Below are 18,712 nucleotides of genomic sequence, written 5' to 3'. Positions count from 1 at the left end.
TAAAAGATATATTTTTAGTGATATTGGTATCGAACCAATTTAGATACTTTTGGATTGATTGTTTATTTGTATCTGAAGCAGAGTACATTCTAAAGATTAAAAATTATTATTTTTAGTAAAATCATAAAAAATTGAGCATTAATATGTTTGAGAAGATACAAAACTATAATGATAAATATGTTCTTAAAAAAATAAACACAACATTTGTAATAACGATATCTTGAACATTTCTATTTCATTGCTTGATATTTTATATGACTAAATATCTATTTGGTAGATCAAAAAAAAGATGCTAACAAATATTTTTATTTTATTTTTTTACTAATATGAAAGACTCATAAAAATTAACATGTCACCTCTACTTTATCGGGATGCTAAACAAAAATACCCATCGTAGTTTTTATTACGGCTGCTTCTTTCCAGATCTGACCGATTTTTTAAAAATTATTATGAATAATTTGATAACATCCCTCTGGAGATTATCTGCGATTATCTTGAATTTATCAAGTAATAATTAAACATTTAAATATAAATAAAGATTTTAACTAACAATACATTTTGTATTTGTAATCATGTGATTTAAAAATAGTTTTTAATTTTGAAATTAGGTGGTTAAAATGTCTATAATGTGATTTTAGAAGTTTTATAACTATAGATGACAGGATTTTTGTATCTTAATCTTTAATGAAGATGCCTTACCTGTAAAAAAAGATTTTTTAATTATTTTCATAGATTTCTTATTAATTACTATTGAATGCTAATAGTTAATATTATTGTTCAAAAAATTATATCAAATAGTTTAATTATTGTTGATCTTATCACCGAATAAAAAATACAGCGCGCTTAGTAGTGATTACTATATAATTTAATGGAAATATCATAGCTGTTATGCATATAGCATACAGAAAATTTTTCAAATAATTAAAACACACTAACCATAATATAAAATATAGGAAGTGCTACACAAAAATATTAATCTTATTAGAATAACTGTTTTATTATTTAATCTATAATAATTAAAATCAATAGTAATATTTAACTTTTTACGAATTTTTGTTTAAAAAAATAAAAATTACTTCTATTTAACCAGAATATCATACTATAGTTCTCACATACATTCATATGTGATTATTTTAATACAATAAATGATACACCTTATTTTTAATATATCTCTATGTTTCTAAAAATTACACGATACATCATACTAATGGTGCTTTAGGTATTATTTCAGAATTAAACGGGATATCTTGTAGCGCTAATATTAAAACTTCGTCTATTTGTTTGACTGGATGAATATCCAAATTATTAACTACAATAGCTGGCATATCTTCTAAGTCACGTTTGTTTTCATACGGTATTAATACTGTTTTAATACCTCCTCGATGCGCAGCTAACAATTTTTCTTTCAATCCACCAATAGGTAATATTTGTCCCCTTAAAGTTATTTCTCCTGTCATCGCTACACTAGCTTTAACAGAATTTCCTGTTAAGCAAGAAACTAAAGCAGTACACATAGCAATTCCAGCACTTGGTCCGTCTTTTGGCGTAGCTCCTTCTGGAACATGTACATGAATGTCTTTTTTTTCATAAAAATCAGTATTAATACCTAATTTATCCGCACGCGCTCTTACCACAGTTAATGCGGCTTGAATAGATTCTTGCATAACTTCACCTAAAGATCCAGTATATGTTAATTTTCCTTTTCCCGGAACACAAGCAGTTTCAATAGTTAAAAGATCTCCTCCTACTTCAGTCCAAGCTAATCCAGTAACTTGCCCTACACGATTTTCTTGATCTGCATGAATACAATCATAGCGTTGCACACCAAGAAAGTCTTTTAAATTATTTTTATCAATGGTTATATGTCTTATTTTTTTATTCATTAAAAGCATTTTTACTGTTTTACGACATAATTTAGAAATTTCTCGTTCTAAATTACGTACTCCAGCTTCGCGTGTATAATGTCTAATAATATTTACTAAAGCATCGTCTTGAATTGTTAGTTCTTCTATCTTTAAAGCGTTGCGCTCTATTTGTTTAGTGAATAAATGTTGTCGTGCTATATTTAACTTTTCATCTTCGGTATAACCAGATAGACGTATTACTTCCATACGATCTAACAAAGGACTGGGAATATCCATTGAGTTAGAAGTAGCAACAAACATAACATCAGATAAATCATAATCTATTTCTAAATAATGATCATTAAAAGTAGTATTTTGCTCGGGATCTAATACTTCTAGTAAAGCAGCCGCTGGATCTCCACGCATATCTAAAGACATTTTATCTATTTCATCTAAAAGGAATAACGGATTCCTTACTCCAACTTTAGACATCTTTTGTATAAGTTTACCAGGCATAGATCCAATGTAGGTGCGACGGTGGCCTCTAATTTCGGCTTCATCGCGCATACCACCTAAAGCCATACGTATATACTTACGTCCAGTTGCTTTAGCAATAGATCGCCCAAGTGATGTTTTACCTACTCCGGGCGGTCCTACTAAACATAAAATAGGTCCTTTAATTTTATTGATTCTGTTTTGTACTGCTAAATATTCTAAAATTCGATCTTTAACACGCTCTAATCCGTAGTGATCTTTGTCCAGGCTTTCTTGAGCTTTAAGCAAATCTTTTTTCATTTTACTTCTTGCATGCCAAGGTACTGACAGTATCCAATCAATATATCCGCGAACTACAGCAGCTTCAGCAGACATAGGGGACATCATTTTCAATTTTTGCCACTCTGATTCTACTTTGTTTCGTGCCTCTTTAGGCATTTTAGCTGCTTCTATTTTACGTCTAAGAGATTCGTTTTCGTCAATAACAGCATCTAGTTCTCCCAGTTCTTTTTGTATAGCTTTCATTTGTTCATTTAAGTAATACTCACGTTGGCTTTTTTCCATTTGTTTTTTTACGCGATTACGAATACGTTTTTCAACTTGTAATAATTCAATTTCTGATTCCATCATTGCTATTAAATATTCTAATCTTTCCGTAACATCTGACATTTCTAAAATGGATTGTTTATCATCTAATTTGAGTGGCATATGCGCGGCGATGGTATCAGCAAGACGATCTGCCTTGTCAATATTATTCAAGGATGTTAAAACTTCAGAAGGTATTTTCTTATTAAGTTTAAGAAATCCTTCAAATTGATTAATAACAGTGCGCATTAGAATTTCTTGTTCACGTTCGTTTAATTCATTAGAATGAAAAACACTTGCTTGAGCTTTAAAATGATTTCCAGTATCAGTTAACTCAATGATACGGGCACGCTCTATTCCTTCTACTAATACTTTGACTGTACCATCTGGTAATTTAAGCATCTGTAATATTATAGATATTGTTCCAACCGAAAAAAGGTCATTAATACTTGGTTCATCGGTTGATGCTTCTTTTTGAGCTACTAACATAACTTTTTTGTCGCCATTCATGGCAGATTCGAGACATTTAATTGATTTTTCCCGACCAACGAATAACGGAATCACCATATGTGGATACACCACTACATCACGCAAAGGTAACACAGGTATTTCTATGCGCTCAGTTTGATCAGTATTCATAGAGCGATCTCTCTTGGTTATAACTTATTAATATTATAACATTTTTAATATTCGGCTGCACCATTTTAATAATCAAATACCTAAAAATATGGGGATAAATCAATTATATTCAACATCGAGCATGATGAAAAACAAAAAATAAATAATTATTTATACCGAATTTATTTTATCATCTAATATTTATTAGATTTTAATTACGTAAAAAATTATTTTTATGTAATTAAAACACGCTTAGTATTTTTAATAATCTAATTTTTATTAAAATAAATATATAATTATGTTTCAATAAACCTATTAACTATTGCAATTTTTCAGATATAATCGTTTATTTTATTGAAAGTATATTAGTGTAATCAGTATTTCTTATATATGCAGTTTTACATGTATGTCAAGTTAATCATGTTAACTTGATAAAACATTAAAAATCATATTTTTAGATGCTAAGTAATTAATTGTTTTTTGAACAATAAATTTCTATCTAATAAGTGCATGTATAACAATATATTATTATGAACAGACAATTTTTATCCGTCATTAGTAATGATAATTACAAAGTTTTTAACTCTATTTAATAATAGCAATGCAACAATGTTTAAGTTTGTGTGTAAATATGATGATATATCAAAATTTGGTAAAAATTTATTTTTGTAAAACTATTTTTCATAATAGTAACAGACTATATTGATAAATAATTCTTGGTTATTAATAGTTTTAAATACATAAATTTCCGATTATATAATTATACATTATCTCAATCAATTAATATTTGTATAGATCGAGAGTATTTTTATTTTCTATAATGTTTTGATGTGTTTTTATTATGTTCCTAATTGCTTAGGAGAAATTATTGTTTTATTAACACTTTAGTTATATTATCTATATAATTAAAAAATAATTATTTTTTAAAAATTAAATTTTTTGATGTTATTTTATTTATGACTATTTAAATGGAAATTATGTTCCATTAACATTATTTATTTTTAGATAATGTTTAGATATTATTATTTAGATATCAATTCATTTATTTAACAATTTCCGATTTTAATACTTTTTATTTGTTATTTATTAAAGCTTTAATTACAATTATATATAGTTAGGTGACATAAATTATTAGAGAAGTTATAATTTTATTAATTCGATAATATTTATATAATAATTAATTATGTATTATATGAACGTATAATATTCATTTCAATTTAAAATAATATTAATTTCATCTAAAAATATAATAAAATTTTAAAGAGTTATTCTTTACGCTGTAAAACTACAAAAATCATGCAATAGATACAATAATTTTATTAATTATGTATATCTGTATATGTATAATTATTATTTTAAATACCTGCTATCTTCATAGAAGATATTAAAACAGATCCACAATGAATATGATTACGTGTTTCAATATCGTGTCCAATAGCATCAATGTTATAAAACATATCTTTTAGATTGCCAGCAATAGCAATTTCATTTACTGGATACTGAATATCACCGTTTTCTACCCAAAAACCAGCTACTCCACGTGAGTAATCTCCGGTAGTAATATTAATTCCTTGCCCCATGATGTTAGTAACAACAAGGCCGCGTTGCATATTCTTAATTAATTCCATAAAACTTAAATTTTGATAACTAATATACCAATTATAGATACCGTCAGCATGTCCAGTGTTTTTTATCCCCATTTTACGTGCAGAATAACTGTTTAAAATCCAACTATTTAATATACCATTTTCTACAATAGTGCGGTTCAAAGTTTGTATTCCTTCGCTATCAAATGGAGCTGATCCTAATCCTTTTAATACATGCGGGCGTTCTTTGATTGATATCCAAGAAGGAAAAATTTTTTTCTTCAGATCATTTAATAAAAAAGTAGATTTACGAAATACATTATCCCCATGAATAGCACTTGCTAAATGGTGGAATAAACTTGTAGCTACTTCTGCAGAGAATAATACTGGAGATTCCATTGTTTTTAATTTTTTAGGATTTAAATGATTTAGAGCGCGTTGAGCACATTCTTGTCCAACCCATTCTGCTGAACGTAAATCATCAAATGAACGACTTAATGTATATGCATAATTTTGTTCCATAATATCATTGCTTGCAGCAATCACACCACAACATAAAGAATGTCGGCTACTGGTGTAACTTTGTAACATACCATGACTATTCCCAAAAACTTTAGTGGTAAAATAACTGCTAAATCTACCTCCTTCAGTATAAATTATACGTTTATCATATTTTAATGCTGTTTCTTCTGCTGTAGATGCTAAAGTCACTCCTAATTTAGTATCTAAACTAATTGGATGAAATAATTCAAGATTCATAGAATTGAATGCTAATAGTTCTTTATCGGCAATTCCAGCATATGGGTCTGGAGAAGTATAAGATGCTATATCTGCTGCAGCTGCTACAGTACGATTTATTGCTTTCTTATTTAAATCATTCGAAAGAGCGCTGCCTTTTCGTTGTTGACGAAATATAGTTATATCTAAGATACTACGATTATTAAATTCCACATTCTCAAGTTTTCCGTAACGAGTACTGACTGTAATTCCTGTGGTTTTAACTACTGAAACTGCCACTTCATTTGAATATGTATGTGCTAAATTTAATGTTTGATGTACTATATTTTCTAAAAAATTACGTTGTTGTATCACGTCATCTATATCATTCATACTATCCTCCTGTAATAAAAATTCCTAATTAATATAAATGTCTCTAATCCATATCAGAGTTATTAACATCAGTAACTGATGTTAATAACTATACAGCATGATATAAAAAATAAAAATTTGTTTTTAATTAATGAAAAATTCACTAATTAAAAAATTATTATAAATGTAGCATTTAATGCTAAGCAAGAATACGAATGTAAGCAATATCATTAAAATTAATATTTCCTAAGATATGAGAAATTAGATGAAAACATGATTGTATAATTATATGTCTATGCTTGATTCCAAATATACTAATTACTATTAGTAACATAGACTATATGTAGTATATTTTTGTATAGTCAAAAGTTACACATAATTTAATAATATTTAATATAATTACATTATTATTATTTGATTGTTGTTATTTAATGCTATGGGTATGTATCATGCATACAATTTAATTAATTAGTACCCCCAATAGTGATATTATTTAATTTTATTGTTGGTTGACCGACGCTAACAGGTATGTTTTGTCCGTTTTTTATACATATTCCTACTCCTTTATCTAAGGATAGATCGTTGCCAACCATGGAAACACTTTTCATGATTTCGATACCTGATCCTATTAAAGTAGCTCCTTTTATAGATTTAGTGATGCGACCTTTTTCTATTAGGAAAGCTTCAGATGTAGAAAAAACAAACTTGCCCGATGTAATATCTACTTGTCCTCCGCTAAAATTCGTAGCATATACTCCGTAATCTACACTGTCGATAATTTCTTCTGGAGTCGATTGACCTGGCAACATATAGGTGTTAGTCATACGCGGCATAGGTAAAGAAGCATATGATTCTCTTCTACCGTTTCCTGTCGAGGTGCATCCCATTAGTTTAGCATTTAATTTATCCTGCATGTATCCTTGTAAGATACCATTTTTAATCAAAATATTATATTGACCAGGTATTCCTTCATCATCAATAGTTAATGATCCACGTGATCCCTTCAATGTAGCATCATCTACTATTGTACATAATTCTGAAGCTACTATTTTTCCGATTTTGTTAGAAAATACCGAACTACCTCTTCTATTAAAATCTCCTTCTAGACCATGCCCTACCGCTTCATGCAATAAAATACCAGGCCAACCTGATCCCAAAACTACTGTCATAGTTCCTGCTGGAGCTGCTACAGCTTCAAGATTAATTAAACTCATTTGAACAGCATCTTTGGTCCAACAATCGGCTCGAATTTCTCCTTCTGCGATAGTATCTAAAAAAAAATCGTACCCAAATCTCCCGCCGCCACCACTTATTCCTTGTTCTCTTTTCCCATCTTGTTCTGATTGCACTAATATAGATAAACGTACTAACGGTCGAACATCTGCGGATAAAGTACCATCTGTAGCTGCTACTAAAATTTGTTCATAAACACCTGATAAACTGGCATTAACTTTTTGTACTCTAGAATCAGTAGCACGTGCTATTTTATCTATCCTCATTAATAGTTCAATTTTTTCTTCCTTAGATATATTAGACAGTGGATTCATATAGGAATATGCAGTAGGATAAATATCTTTATGTTCCTTTAAATCAACAGTAGTAATATTGTTATTGCAATGACGTTCGTTTGTAATGCTGGTAGCAGCTTTCATGCTACGCATTAATGCGTCTAGAGTTAATTGGTCGGTGTAAGCAAACCCAGTTTGTTCGCCTATGATTACTCGTGCACCAGCGCCCTGATCTATTGTGTAGGACCCAGATTTAATGATACTCTCTTCAAGAGCCCATGTTTCATGACAGTATGATTGAAAATATAGATCTGAGTAATCTATTTGGAATTTTTCTGTCATATCTAATAAATATAAAAGATCATTATATTGCAAATTATTAGGTGCGAGTAGTCTTTCAATCACAAAATCTAAGTTCATATAACCTCTATTTAAAATATGATATTAGTATGTACCCCGCCAATTTGGCAAGAATTTTTAGAATATGTACTTTTAATAATTTTATATGTTTTTATTTAAGTGTGATTTAATATTGGTTAATATATAATATATATGTTTGCTTTATTTTATTTTGAAATACTTTACTATGTTTAAAAATATACTGATTTTTAAATATACTTATACTAAATTAAACATTTTATCAATCTTATTATTTTTTTTACACACGTTCATACACATATATACATATATGCATATTTTTTAATTAAATGATCCTAGTAAGATAGCGCTTATAATTCGTTAAAGCAATCAAAGATTTATATTTATTTAACTGAAATAATTATTCGATGTTAATTATTACTGTTGGTATTTATAAATCATCAATTATTGATTAGTTTCGATGCATTTTATGCATTAAAAGAACCAAAAATGGCCATACTCCGCCATCTAATAGGCAGCTCCAAAATATTTCTGGTGTACATAAAACTTTGTTTATCAAAAATTTTACTAAAAATATAATACTTTGATTAATGAACGAAAAAAATATGATAATAAAAGACTGTTGCCAAATAGGCATATACCTAAAAAAATAAATGTTTCGGCTTACTAAATAAGCAAGTATGCTTAAAGATAAAGAGTGTATTCCTAAAGTAGAGCCTAGTATAATATCGATTATTAATCCTAAAGCAAATCCAGTACCGATGTTTACCTGATTTGGAAGTATCGTAATCCAACGAATTAACAATATCATTGTCCAGGATGGATGCACATTCCATATTCGAGGATAAAAGGGAATAGTTTGTAAAAAAATTGCAATTATAAAGGAACTGTATACTACCCACAATTTATAATTGTTGAATTTATTGTACATTTTGTCAAGTTGTTTATATTGCAAATATAATTATACTGAACAACATATTTATATATTATCATTATTAATGATGGATTTAATAGATAAATATTTGAATATTAATTTCAGAACTATTCCCAAATTAATACTACATAACATAAAGATTGTAATTTAACCATTGGATGTGCTTGAATGATAGTTGAATCTTGTTCTGAATCTACTATTATATTAGATATGATTGCTACTGGATATCCTTCCGGAAAACGACCATCTAATCCAGATGTTATCAACATATCACCAACACATACATCCAGATATCCTGGATATTCTGCGCGCAAATCTGCACCATATCCACAACCCATTAAAATAAAACGCATATTATTACGCTTTATTTGTACCGGTAAAGCATGTTCAGGATCACAAATTAACATGACACGACTACTAAGTGCATTGGTAGAAATGACTTGTCCTATTATTCCTGCATCGGTAATAACTGGTTGACCAATGTAGATATTATTATTCTTTCCTTGATTTATTGTAACTTTATTACCGTATGAATCTGCGTTAAAAAAAAGAATTCTAGCAATTATTTTTCGTTTGTCGTAACAAAAAGGAGAATTAAGTAATGCATGTAACTTGCAATTTTCACGTTTATACTGATCTATTAATAATAATTCACTGTTTTTTAAAAATAACTCTTGACGCAATGTATTATTTTCCAATATTAATTCGTTATACCCTTCTAACACTTTTGTAGTATAATCGTATATATTACGCGACTTATCACATAAATAATAAAATAAATAAACAGAATTATCTATGTAACTTCTTAATTTCAAAAACATATTTAATTTTCCATCGGCAATAATAATAACAACAGACATTATTATTGCCAAAAACAAACGTAATTCTAAATAAGGAAATTTATTACTTACAGCGCTATACATGGAAAGATACCTTGAGTTTAAAAATATTAATTAATATATATTACAAAAGGAATTCATTTTAATTTATATGATTTTATCAACTTAAAATTATAAAAATTATTCTATAGCGCTTTAAAAAAATTATTCTTCACTAAATAAATCTCGACCGTGTACATCAATCATATCAAGCGCCTTACCACCACCTCGTGCAACACAAGTCAGCGGATCCTCTGCGATTACTACAGGAATGCTAGTTTCTTTTATTAATAAACGATCGATATTTCTTAATAATGCTCCTCCCCCAGTTAATACCATTCCATATTCAGAGATATCAGATGCTAATTCTGGTGGACATTGCTCTAGTGCCGCCATAACTGCGCTGACGATACCAGTTAACGGTTCCTGTAACGCTTCTAAAATTTCATTATTATTTAATACGAAACTCCGTGGTATTCCTTCTGCTAAATTTCGTCCACGTACTTTTATTTCACGAAGTTCATCATCTAAATATGCAGAACCTATGGTATGTTTTATTCTTTCTGAAGTTACCTCTCCAATCAAGGAACCATAATGACGTCTTACATAGCTAATAATAGCTTCGTCAAAACGGTCTCCCCCAATCCTAACGGATGATGAATACACTACTCCATTAAGTGAAATTACTGCGACTTCGGTAGTGCCGCCTCCAATATCTACTACCATTGAACCAGTAGCTTCTGATACTGGTAAACCAGCTCCGATAGCTGCTGCCATAGGTTCTTCTATCAAAAAAACCTCACGTGCGCCTGCTCCTTGCGCAGATTCACGTATAGCTCTACGTTCAACTTGTGTAGCACCTACGGGAACACACACTAACACTCTAGGACTTGGTTTCAAGAAACTATTACTGTGAACTTGTTTGATAAAATGTTGCAACATTTTTTCAGTAATAAAAAAGTCAGCGATTACTCCGTCTTTCATGGGACGAATAGCCGCAATGTTTCCGGGGGTACGTCCTAGCATCTGTTTTGCTGCATATCCTACAGCAGCTACGCTTTTAGGCATGCCTCCTCGGTCCTGTCTAATGGCTACAACAGAAGGTTCGTTTAAAACAATACCTTGTCCTTTTAAATAAATCAAAGTATTGGCAGTTCCGAGATCAATAGACAGATCGCTAGAAAATATACCACGGAATTTTTTAAACATAATAATCTAAAATAGTATTATAATTTTTTTTAAAATTATTCATTCTTTATTAAATCCTCTCGAAAAACAATAAAATAAAATGATCACGCAATATCCCTGAACGTGTTTTAAGTTTTTGTGTTGAAAACGTTACATATTATGTAATATTTTGTATTTATTTAATATAAAAATTCAGATATTAACTACATAAAAAATGTTTATATTATAATACATAATATAAACCGTATTGCATGACGAACATAATTATATATGTGTAATACACATGTAGTACATGTATACTATATAAACAATACCATAAAATATTATTTTAGATATTTTCTATACTTATGGAAAGATTACAACTACCTGTTTTATTGAAAAAATTGTAGCTCAATATTATAATAATGGTATTAAAAAATAAATTGTTTATTACATTAATACTGCGCATAATAGTTATTATAATTAATAAAAAGTTAAAATGTACATTACAGTAATGTAATGTTAGTGTCATTAGTCTTTAATTATAAAATAGTTAATACATGCATTATGTAATTATAATGATTTTTCTATGAAATATATTATGAATAAGAAAAAATTTCTCATTCCTAATATATAGGAACACTCGTTAAGTATTAAATAATAAATATGACGATATGCATGAGTTACAGTTGTATACTGTATATTAAATTGATGAGGATATTTGAATATCATGGTAAATACATTTCGTATTTTATTGATAAATGGACCTAATTTAAATTTGTTAGGCATACGTGAACCACATATATATGGATATGAGGCTTTATCTGATGTTGTTGCAAATTTGTATAAAACCTCTGAGTCCTTAGGTATACATATGGATCACTTTCAATCCAATGCAGAACATGAATTGATTGAATGTATACATAAAAGTTACAAAAATTCGGATTTCATCATAATTAACCCCGCAGCTTTTACTCATACTAGCATAGCGCTACGAGATGCATTTTTATCCGTGAACATCGCTTTTATCGAAGTTCATCTTTCTAATATACATATTCGAGAAAAATTTCGATATCATTCGTATTTGTCTGATATTGCACTTGGTGTTATTTGTGGGTTTGGAGTATACGGATATCATTGTGCTTTACATATGGCGCATAAATATTTATCCAAAAAGATTAATAAGTGATAGATACACATAGGTTTTGTTATGGATATTCGTAAAATAAAAAAATTAATTACATTGATTGAAGAATCAAATATATCTAAATTAGAAATTTCTGAAGGAAATAAAATAGTACGTATTACTCGTTCTACATCTAAAACACCATCTGACTCAACCCGGTTGCCTACAAAGAAAGAATCGGAAACACCAGTCTGTATTTCAAATACAGAAACACGTTATGAAAATGTTAAATTAATAGATAATGGGCATGTTATACGTTCTCCAATGGTAGGCATTTTTTACATTGCTTCTAGTTCAGATTCTAATCCATTTGTATCAGTAGGTCAAACGGTTGAAGTTGGCGATACTTTATGTATTGTTGAAGCTATGAAAGTGATGAACCAAATTCAATCAGATAAATCAGGTGTAATCAAAGCAATTTTGATTGATAACGGTCAACCGGTCGAATTTAATGAGCCATTACTTATCATCGAATAACGAGAACAGAATGTTAGAAAAAATTGTCATTGCAAATAGAGGAGAGATAGCTTTGCGCATTTTGCGCGCATGTAAAGAATTAGGGATACAAACAGTGGCTGTGCATTCAACCATAGATCGTGATCTGAAACACGTGTTGTTGGCCGATGAAACTGTTTGTATAGGACCTCCCCCTGCAATACATAGTTATTTAAATATTCCAGCTATTATTTCAGCTGCAGAAATTACTGGATCATCAGGAATTCATCCTGGTTATGGATTTTTATCAGAAAACGCTGACTTTGCAGAACAAGTTGAACGTTCCGGTTTTGTTTTTATTGGACCGCGGTCAGAAACTATTCGTTTAATGGGAAATAAAATATCTGCTATAGCTATTATGAAAGAATCAGGAATAATGACTGTTCCTGGTTGGGATTATAAACTGAATAAAAACATAAATAATAAAATTTATAATTTTTCATGTCAAAATTTACACATTAATTATCCAATTATCATAAAATCTGCTCATGGAGGAGGAGGGCGTGGCATGTGTGTAGTTAAAAAAGAATCAGATTTACAAGATGCTATACGCATGATACGAGCAGAAGCAAAAAACACGTTTAATGATGATACTATTTATGCAGAACAATACTTGGCACATCCTAGGCATATAGAAATACAAGTGTTATCTGATGGAAAAGGCAATATAATTTATTTGACAGAACGTGATTGTTCTGTACAAAGAAAACATCAAAAGATAGTAGAGGAGAGTCCTGCGTTAGGTATTAGCTCTGCAATGTGGAAACATATAGGAGAAAGTTGTGTAAAAATTTGTTATAAAATTGGATATCGTGGGGTCGGTACATTTGAATTTTTATATGAGAATAATGAATTCTTTTTCATTGAAATGAATACTCGTATTCAAGTGGAACATCCTATTACAGAAATGATTACCGGAATAGATCTCATTAGAGAGCAGCTAAAAATTGCTTCTGGATATACGTTAAACATTACACAAGATTCAATTAAATCTGAAGGACACGCTATAGAATGCCGCATTAATGCTGAAGATCCTCATAACTTTATACCTAGTTCAGGATGTATTACTAGGTTCCACGCTCCCGGAGGATTAGGTGTGCGTTGGGAATCTCATATTTATTCTGGCTACTCGGTGCCTCCTTATTATGATGCAATGATAGGAAAATTAATTTGTTTTGGGGAAACACGTGATATAGCTATTGCTCGTATGAAAAACGCGTTATCAGAGTTAATTATTGATGGAATAAATACCAATATCGAATTACAATTAAAAATTGTAACCGATGAGACCTTTCAAAAAGGTAATGGAATTAATATTCATTATTTAGAAAACAAACTTAATATCTAAATAATTAGAAAATAAAACATATATATATTTTCACATAAAAGTGATTGTTGATCTTTAATTAAGGGAATAATATAGCTTCTTAAGTATTAAAATTATAACATGTAATTTGTACTACTAATTTAATAAAATAAACATTAAAAAACATTTGTATATTTTGTATAACCATGTTGTGTTCTTATCATATTTGGTAAAAATGCTAAACTTTCTATGACCCAGTTTGCTGTTTTTTTGGTTTTTTTTGTTATTTTTTTACCGCTACATACTAACACTTTAGTTCCAACGCCTGCTAATTGGCCTGCCAACATATCATCTTCAGTATCTCCTACCATATAAGAAGTAATCATGTTAATGTTAAAACGTTTTTTTGCATCTAATAACATTCCCGGGTTAGGTTTGCGACACAAACAAGCTCGTTGAAATTTTTTCATTATTCCTTGTGTATGATGTGGACAAAAATAAATTGCATCTATATACACATGGTAATACATCCCCAAATAAGCAATCATCCATTTTGTTAGCAATAGGAAGTCATTTTGAGTAAATAAACCTCGTGCTATTCCAGATTGATTAGTAACTATGATTAAAAAGAAATTCATTTCTTTCAAAGTTACCATTGCATCTATGACATTATCAATGAAAAAAAAATTATTAATATTATGCACATAGTTTTTATCAATATTAATAGTGCCATCTCGGTCCATAAATATAGCATTATTCACGATGAGCCTTGTATTTATTGTTATAATTGTAAATGTTTATTTTATTAAATAGTATTAACAATAAAAATTAATATTACATTATAGCACATAATCATTAGTTTAGTGTCAAATGAAAAACAATATTATTGTTATCAAAGTATCGATATTTTCTATAAAATAAGAAAATTTATTGAACAATATTATATTTATATATAAGACCACATTAGAATATATAACTGTATTGTTTTATAAAAAATTACTAAATGTATGCTTATAATAGTGTGGTATTAAATCAAGAATTTAATTCTTTAATTATAAATATACTTTAACGACGATTATTATTATTATTTTTATAATTACTAATAAACTTTTTCATATCAGGCAAAAATAATGCGTACCAGTCAATATTTATTAGCTACTCTTAAAGAGGCGCCTAAGAATTGCAAAGCAATTAGCCATCAACTAATGTTACGAGCTGGCTTAATTCGTCAAGTATCATCTGGTCTTTATACTTGGTTACCCACTGGATTACGTGTATTACGGAAAATAGAAAATATTATTCGAGAAGAAATGAGTAAAATTGGTGCTATTGAAATAGCTATGCCGATAGTTCAACCTGCGAGATTATGGAAAAAAAGTGGTCGTTGGACAGGATATGGAACAGAATTATTGCGTTTTAAAAATCGCAATAATCAGGAATTTGTATTAGGACCAACTCATGAAGAAATGGTGTCAGAAATTATTTGTAAAGAAACAATGCTTTATAAACAGTTTCCATTAATTGTGTATCAAATTCATACTAAATACCGTGATGAAGCCCGTCCTCGATCTGGAGTAATACGCGCTAGAGAATTCATTATGAAAGATGGATATTCTTTTCATATCAATCAGAAATCTCTTCAGAATACATATAATAACATGTACCAAACATATCACACTATTTTTAATCGTATTGGACTAAATTTTTGTGTTGTTCAAGCTGAACCTGGTAAAATCGGGGGGGCATTGTCTCATGAGTTTCAAGCATATTCTGAAAATGGCGAAGATAGTATCGCGGTTCCTATGATACCTGATAATAATTTAATTGACTTCCAGTTATCGAATGATGTGATTCCTATCAAAATACAACCGAAAACGGCTGTAGAAACAATGCAATTAATAGCAGCTCCTAATATTAGATCTGTAGAAGAATTAATAAATCAGTTTAATTTGCCTATACACCAATTTGTAAAAACGATAATTGTTCGCGCTAAAAATAAACATATCAATAATGATTATTCTTTGTTAGGATTAGTCATTCGAGCTGATCATCAAATTAGTTTAAAAAAAATTGCGATGATTCCACAAATACATATCCCTTTATCTTGTATCGAGCCAGAAGAAATCCAAAAAATTACCGGAGCACAGCCCAATTTGTTGGGTCCTATTAACTTGTCTATACCATTAATTATAGATTATAATGTAGCAAAAATGAACGATTTTGTCGCCGGATCTAATATGAGCGGCAAATATTTTTTTGGGGTTAATTGGAATCGTGATATACTATTTTCAAAAGTAGCGGATTTACATGAAGTGTTGCATCATAATTCGTATACTAATAAAAAAAATATCTTATCCATTCATAACTGTATTGAAATAGGACACATATTTCAATTAGGACAAAAATACTTAAACTTGCATACTAATTATTCACAAAAAAATAATGAGCATAAACATAATTTATCAATGGAAATGGGTTGTTACGGTATAGGAATTACTCGTATTATTGCTGTGATTATTGAACAAAATTATGATAAAAATGGTATTTTATGGCCGGATGTAATCGCACCATTCAAATTAGCGATCATACCAATTGATATGTATCGTTCTGTTAATGTAAGAAATATTGCAGAAAAAATTTACACACAACTGTTATCTGTTATAGGAATAGATATATTAATTGATGATCGTAAAGAATACCCAGGTACAATGTTTGCTGATATAGATTTGATCGGAATACCACATATTCTGATTATTAGTGATCGTAGTTTAGCTAATCAAGAGGTAGAATATAAATATCGTAAAAAAAATAAAATAGAAAAAATTAAACTTGAAATGTTAATACGTTATTTGATTGAAAAAATTGTTTCTTCATGAGATTTTTTAATCAATTTGGATTGATAAAATAATGTTGATATTAAAAAATTTCAGTGATATATAAAGAATATATATATGTAATAGTTATGTTGATTGAAGTTATATCAAATAGCTATTATTTATTAAATAAATAAACCAATTTGTAAAACTTATAGTTTTAGGGCTAATTATTTTATTTAATTAGTTAATAGATATGAAAAATCATTCTAAATGATAACGAACGCTATTTTTAAATATTTTATAAGATATAATATCTTGTAACCAAGATATTTTCCATAACGTATTCTCTTTACTTATAATTTTGCCATTGTGAGTAATGAATACTCCTATGGCAGTAATTAATGTTTTATTGTAAAAAAGCAAAGGAATACGACTTCTTAGCCATGGAGGTACGCCTAATTCCTGCCAAATTTTTTTTAAATGTCGACCATGATTTCTTCCTAAAATATATAATAACCCATCTATATTTCCAAAAATAATTGATATTTTTTCATCAGATTTTGGGGATCGAACAAAACAATGCGTTAAAACTTTTTTATATTTTTCAAAAACATCATGAGACGTGTTTAATGAAGAATTTATGTTTAAATGCAGATCAAATGGATTTTTAGGAACATGTTCGTTAATACTTAATGGTTGGTATATTAATTTACCTAAATTATATGGTAGTATAAATACATTATGTATGATGTTCCATGATAATTCAATTCTATTTAAAGAACATCTCATATTTACAGGTAAAATATACAACTTTTCACGAAAACGACGACATAGGTATTTATCTAATTGTAGTATTGGGGTTGCATCTTTCCGACTTAATACTACTTCTTTCCAAATACGATTTATAAGTTGATAGGAAGGCATCTTCATAGAAAAATGCAATAGCCAACGACGTAGTAAAGCTTGTCTTTTTGGTATGCTGTATTGAAATAATGGGATAAATAGTAAAGAACCATCTGATTCATCAATTAATTTTTGAAAAGATTCTGACAACAATTCATTTAATAAATTTTCTTGATCTCTGCATAGTTGCGCAGTACGCGCAACTACTTGATTAAAACAAGGCCAACGTTGATATATTGATGGCAAAATTTTTATGCGTAAAAAATTACGATCAAAACGTGTATCTGTATTCGTATCGTCTTCTATCCAAACAAGTTTTTTTTTATAAGCATACATTTCTAATTGTTCACGAGAGCAATCCAATAAAGGTCTTAATAACCTGTATTTATTAGCATATAATGCATTTTTACTCATTCCAGATAGTCCAGATGGACCACTCCCTCTCTTTAGTGCAAGGAATAAACTTTCTACTTGATCATTCATGTGATGCGCGGTCAAAAGTATTTCTTTTGAATTTAAACGATTGTATAATTTTTTATAACGAAGATTTCGTGCTAATGCTTCTATATTGCGTTGTTTATTTTCTGCATTATAGCAATTGATATGAATTACTGAAAAAGGTATGCCCCGTATTTTACATTGATTAAAACAATGACTAGCCCATTCATCCGAATAATTACTAATACCATGGTGTACATAGATTGCGCGCAACATGAACGGAGATGATGTGAAATGATCAGAATTATTTTTTAATCTTGTTAAAATATCTAAAAGTACTGTGGAATCCAGTCCTCCACTATAAGACAACACTAATCTTGTATGTCCGACAAGACAATGTGTTACTTTACGATATAAATCCCAATTTTCTGACGATGTATTGGTTGTGATCATATTTTTACTAATGTAGTAAATATAAAGTCATGA

At 29.2% G+C, this 18,712-nt stretch carries 12 protein-coding genes; 4 read left to right on the top strand and 8 right to left on the bottom strand.

Going from position 1 to position 18,712, the window contains the following annotated elements:
- Nucleotides 1-1,199: 1,199 nt before the first annotated feature.
- The 6 genes from lon to BPEN_RS01485 form a co-directional block, all read right to left on the bottom strand.
- Nucleotides 1,200-3,563 carry an endopeptidase La gene (gene lon, locus BPEN_RS01510; protein WP_011282845.1) on the bottom strand — a complete coding sequence of 788 codons (2,364 nt, stop codon included), beginning with the start codon at nt 3,561-3,563 and terminating at the stop codon, nt 1,200-1,202.
- Between the two features lie 1,334 nt (nt 3,564-4,897).
- Nucleotides 4,898-6,238: a metalloprotease PmbA gene (pmbA, locus tag BPEN_RS01505; protein ID WP_011282844.1), complete on the bottom strand. Its 1,341-nt coding sequence runs from the start codon at nt 6,236-6,238 to the stop codon at nt 4,898-4,900.
- A 443-nt stretch (nt 6,239-6,681) separates the two neighbouring features.
- Nucleotides 6,682-8,145 carry a metalloprotease TldD gene (tldD, locus tag BPEN_RS01500; protein ID WP_011282843.1) on the bottom strand — a complete coding sequence of 488 codons (1,464 nt, stop codon included), beginning with the start codon at nt 8,143-8,145 and terminating at the stop codon, nt 6,682-6,684.
- 409 nt (nt 8,146-8,554) lie between these two features.
- The gene (gene mreD, locus BPEN_RS01495; RefSeq protein WP_011282842.1) at nt 8,555-9,034 is read right to left on the bottom strand and encodes a rod shape-determining protein MreD; all 480 of its coding nucleotides are present in this window, start codon (nt 9,032-9,034) and stop codon (nt 8,555-8,557) included.
- Between the two features lie 110 nt (nt 9,035-9,144).
- Nucleotides 9,145-9,960 (bottom strand): rod shape-determining protein MreC, encoded by an 816-nt coding sequence (gene mreC / locus BPEN_RS01490; protein ID WP_011282841.1) that lies wholly within the window; start codon nt 9,958-9,960, stop codon nt 9,145-9,147.
- Nucleotides 9,961-10,080: 120 nt separating this feature from the next.
- Nucleotides 10,081-11,124 carry a rod shape-determining protein gene (locus BPEN_RS01485; protein WP_011282840.1) on the bottom strand — a complete coding sequence of 348 codons (1,044 nt, stop codon included), beginning with the start codon at nt 11,122-11,124 and terminating at the stop codon, nt 10,081-10,083.
- A 688-nt stretch (nt 11,125-11,812) separates the two neighbouring features.
- On the opposite strand from BPEN_RS01485, the gene aroQ reads away from it, so the two are divergent.
- From aroQ to accC, 3 genes are read left to right on the top strand one after another with little or no spacing between them, the layout of a single operon-like run.
- A complete protein-coding gene (gene aroQ / locus BPEN_RS01480; protein WP_011282839.1) occupies nt 11,813-12,271 on the top strand; it encodes a type II 3-dehydroquinate dehydratase in 459 nt (152 codons plus the stop codon).
- Nucleotides 12,272-12,292: 21 nt separating this feature from the next.
- Nucleotides 12,293-12,745, top strand: a complete 453-nt coding sequence (gene accB, locus BPEN_RS01475) for an acetyl-CoA carboxylase biotin carboxyl carrier protein (RefSeq protein ID WP_011282838.1) — start codon at nt 12,293-12,295, stop codon at nt 12,743-12,745.
- Between the two features lie 10 nt (nt 12,746-12,755).
- Nucleotides 12,756-14,111 carry an acetyl-CoA carboxylase biotin carboxylase subunit gene (gene accC, locus BPEN_RS01470; protein ID WP_011282837.1) on the top strand — a complete coding sequence of 452 codons (1,356 nt, stop codon included), beginning with the start codon at nt 12,756-12,758 and terminating at the stop codon, nt 14,109-14,111.
- Between the two features lie 134 nt (nt 14,112-14,245).
- Here the strand turns inward: accC and gmhB are convergent, their stop codons facing one another.
- Complete coding sequence (gene gmhB, locus BPEN_RS01465) at nt 14,246-14,830, bottom strand: D-glycero-beta-D-manno-heptose 1,7-bisphosphate 7-phosphatase (protein ID WP_011282836.1); 585 nt, start codon at nt 14,828-14,830, stop codon at nt 14,246-14,248.
- Nucleotides 14,831-15,199: 369 nt separating this feature from the next.
- Here gmhB and BPEN_RS01460 point away from each other — a divergent pair, with 369 nt between their 5' ends.
- Nucleotides 15,200-16,945, top strand: a complete 1,746-nt coding sequence (locus BPEN_RS01460; protein ID WP_011282835.1) for a proline--tRNA ligase — start codon at nt 15,200-15,202, stop codon at nt 16,943-16,945.
- A 201-nt stretch (nt 16,946-17,146) separates the two neighbouring features.
- Here BPEN_RS01460 and tilS read toward each other — a convergent pair whose 3' ends face one another.
- Nucleotides 17,147-18,679, bottom strand: coding sequence for a tRNA lysidine(34) synthetase TilS (tilS, locus tag BPEN_RS01455; protein ID WP_011282834.1), 1,533 nt, complete (start codon nt 18,677-18,679; stop codon nt 17,147-17,149).
- Between the last annotated feature and the right edge of the window lie 33 nt (nt 18,680-18,712).

It is taken from the genome of Candidatus Blochmanniella pennsylvanica str. BPEN, assembly GCF_000011745.1.
Taxonomy (GTDB): Bacteria; Pseudomonadota; Gammaproteobacteria; order Enterobacterales; family Enterobacteriaceae; genus Blochmanniella; species Blochmanniella pennsylvanica.
This window is presented reverse-complemented; position numbering and strand designations above follow the sequence as displayed.

Bases quoted from the DNA above. Each gene is read 5' to 3' on its own strand.
- lon (WP_011282845.1), bottom strand. From the start codon at position 3,563: ATGAATACTGATCAAACTGAGCGCATAGAAATACCTGTGTTACCTTTG.
- pmbA (WP_011282844.1), bottom strand. From the start codon at position 6,238: ATGAATGATATAGATGACGTGATACAACAACGTAATTTTTTAGAAAAT.
- tldD (WP_011282843.1), bottom strand. From the start codon at position 8,145: ATGAACTTAGATTTTGTGATTGAAAGACTACTCGCACCTAATAATTTG.
- mreD (WP_011282842.1), bottom strand. From the start codon at position 9,034: ATGTACAATAAATTCAACAATTATAAATTGTGGGTAGTATACAGTTCC.
- mreC (WP_011282841.1), bottom strand. From the start codon at position 9,960: ATGTATAGCGCTGTAAGTAATAAATTTCCTTATTTAGAATTACGTTTG.
- BPEN_RS01485 (WP_011282840.1), bottom strand. From the start codon at position 11,124: ATGTTTAAAAAATTCCGTGGTATATTTTCTAGCGATCTGTCTATTGAT.
- aroQ (WP_011282839.1), top strand. From the start codon at position 11,813: ATGGTAAATACATTTCGTATTTTATTGATAAATGGACCTAATTTAAAT.
- accB (WP_011282838.1), top strand. From the start codon at position 12,293: ATGGATATTCGTAAAATAAAAAAATTAATTACATTGATTGAAGAATCA.
- accC (WP_011282837.1), top strand. From the start codon at position 12,756: ATGTTAGAAAAAATTGTCATTGCAAATAGAGGAGAGATAGCTTTGCGC.
- BPEN_RS01460 (WP_011282835.1), top strand. From the start codon at position 15,200: ATGCGTACCAGTCAATATTTATTAGCTACTCTTAAAGAGGCGCCTAAG.
- tilS (WP_011282834.1), bottom strand. From the start codon at position 18,679: ATGATCACAACCAATACATCGTCAGAAAATTGGGATTTATATCGTAAA.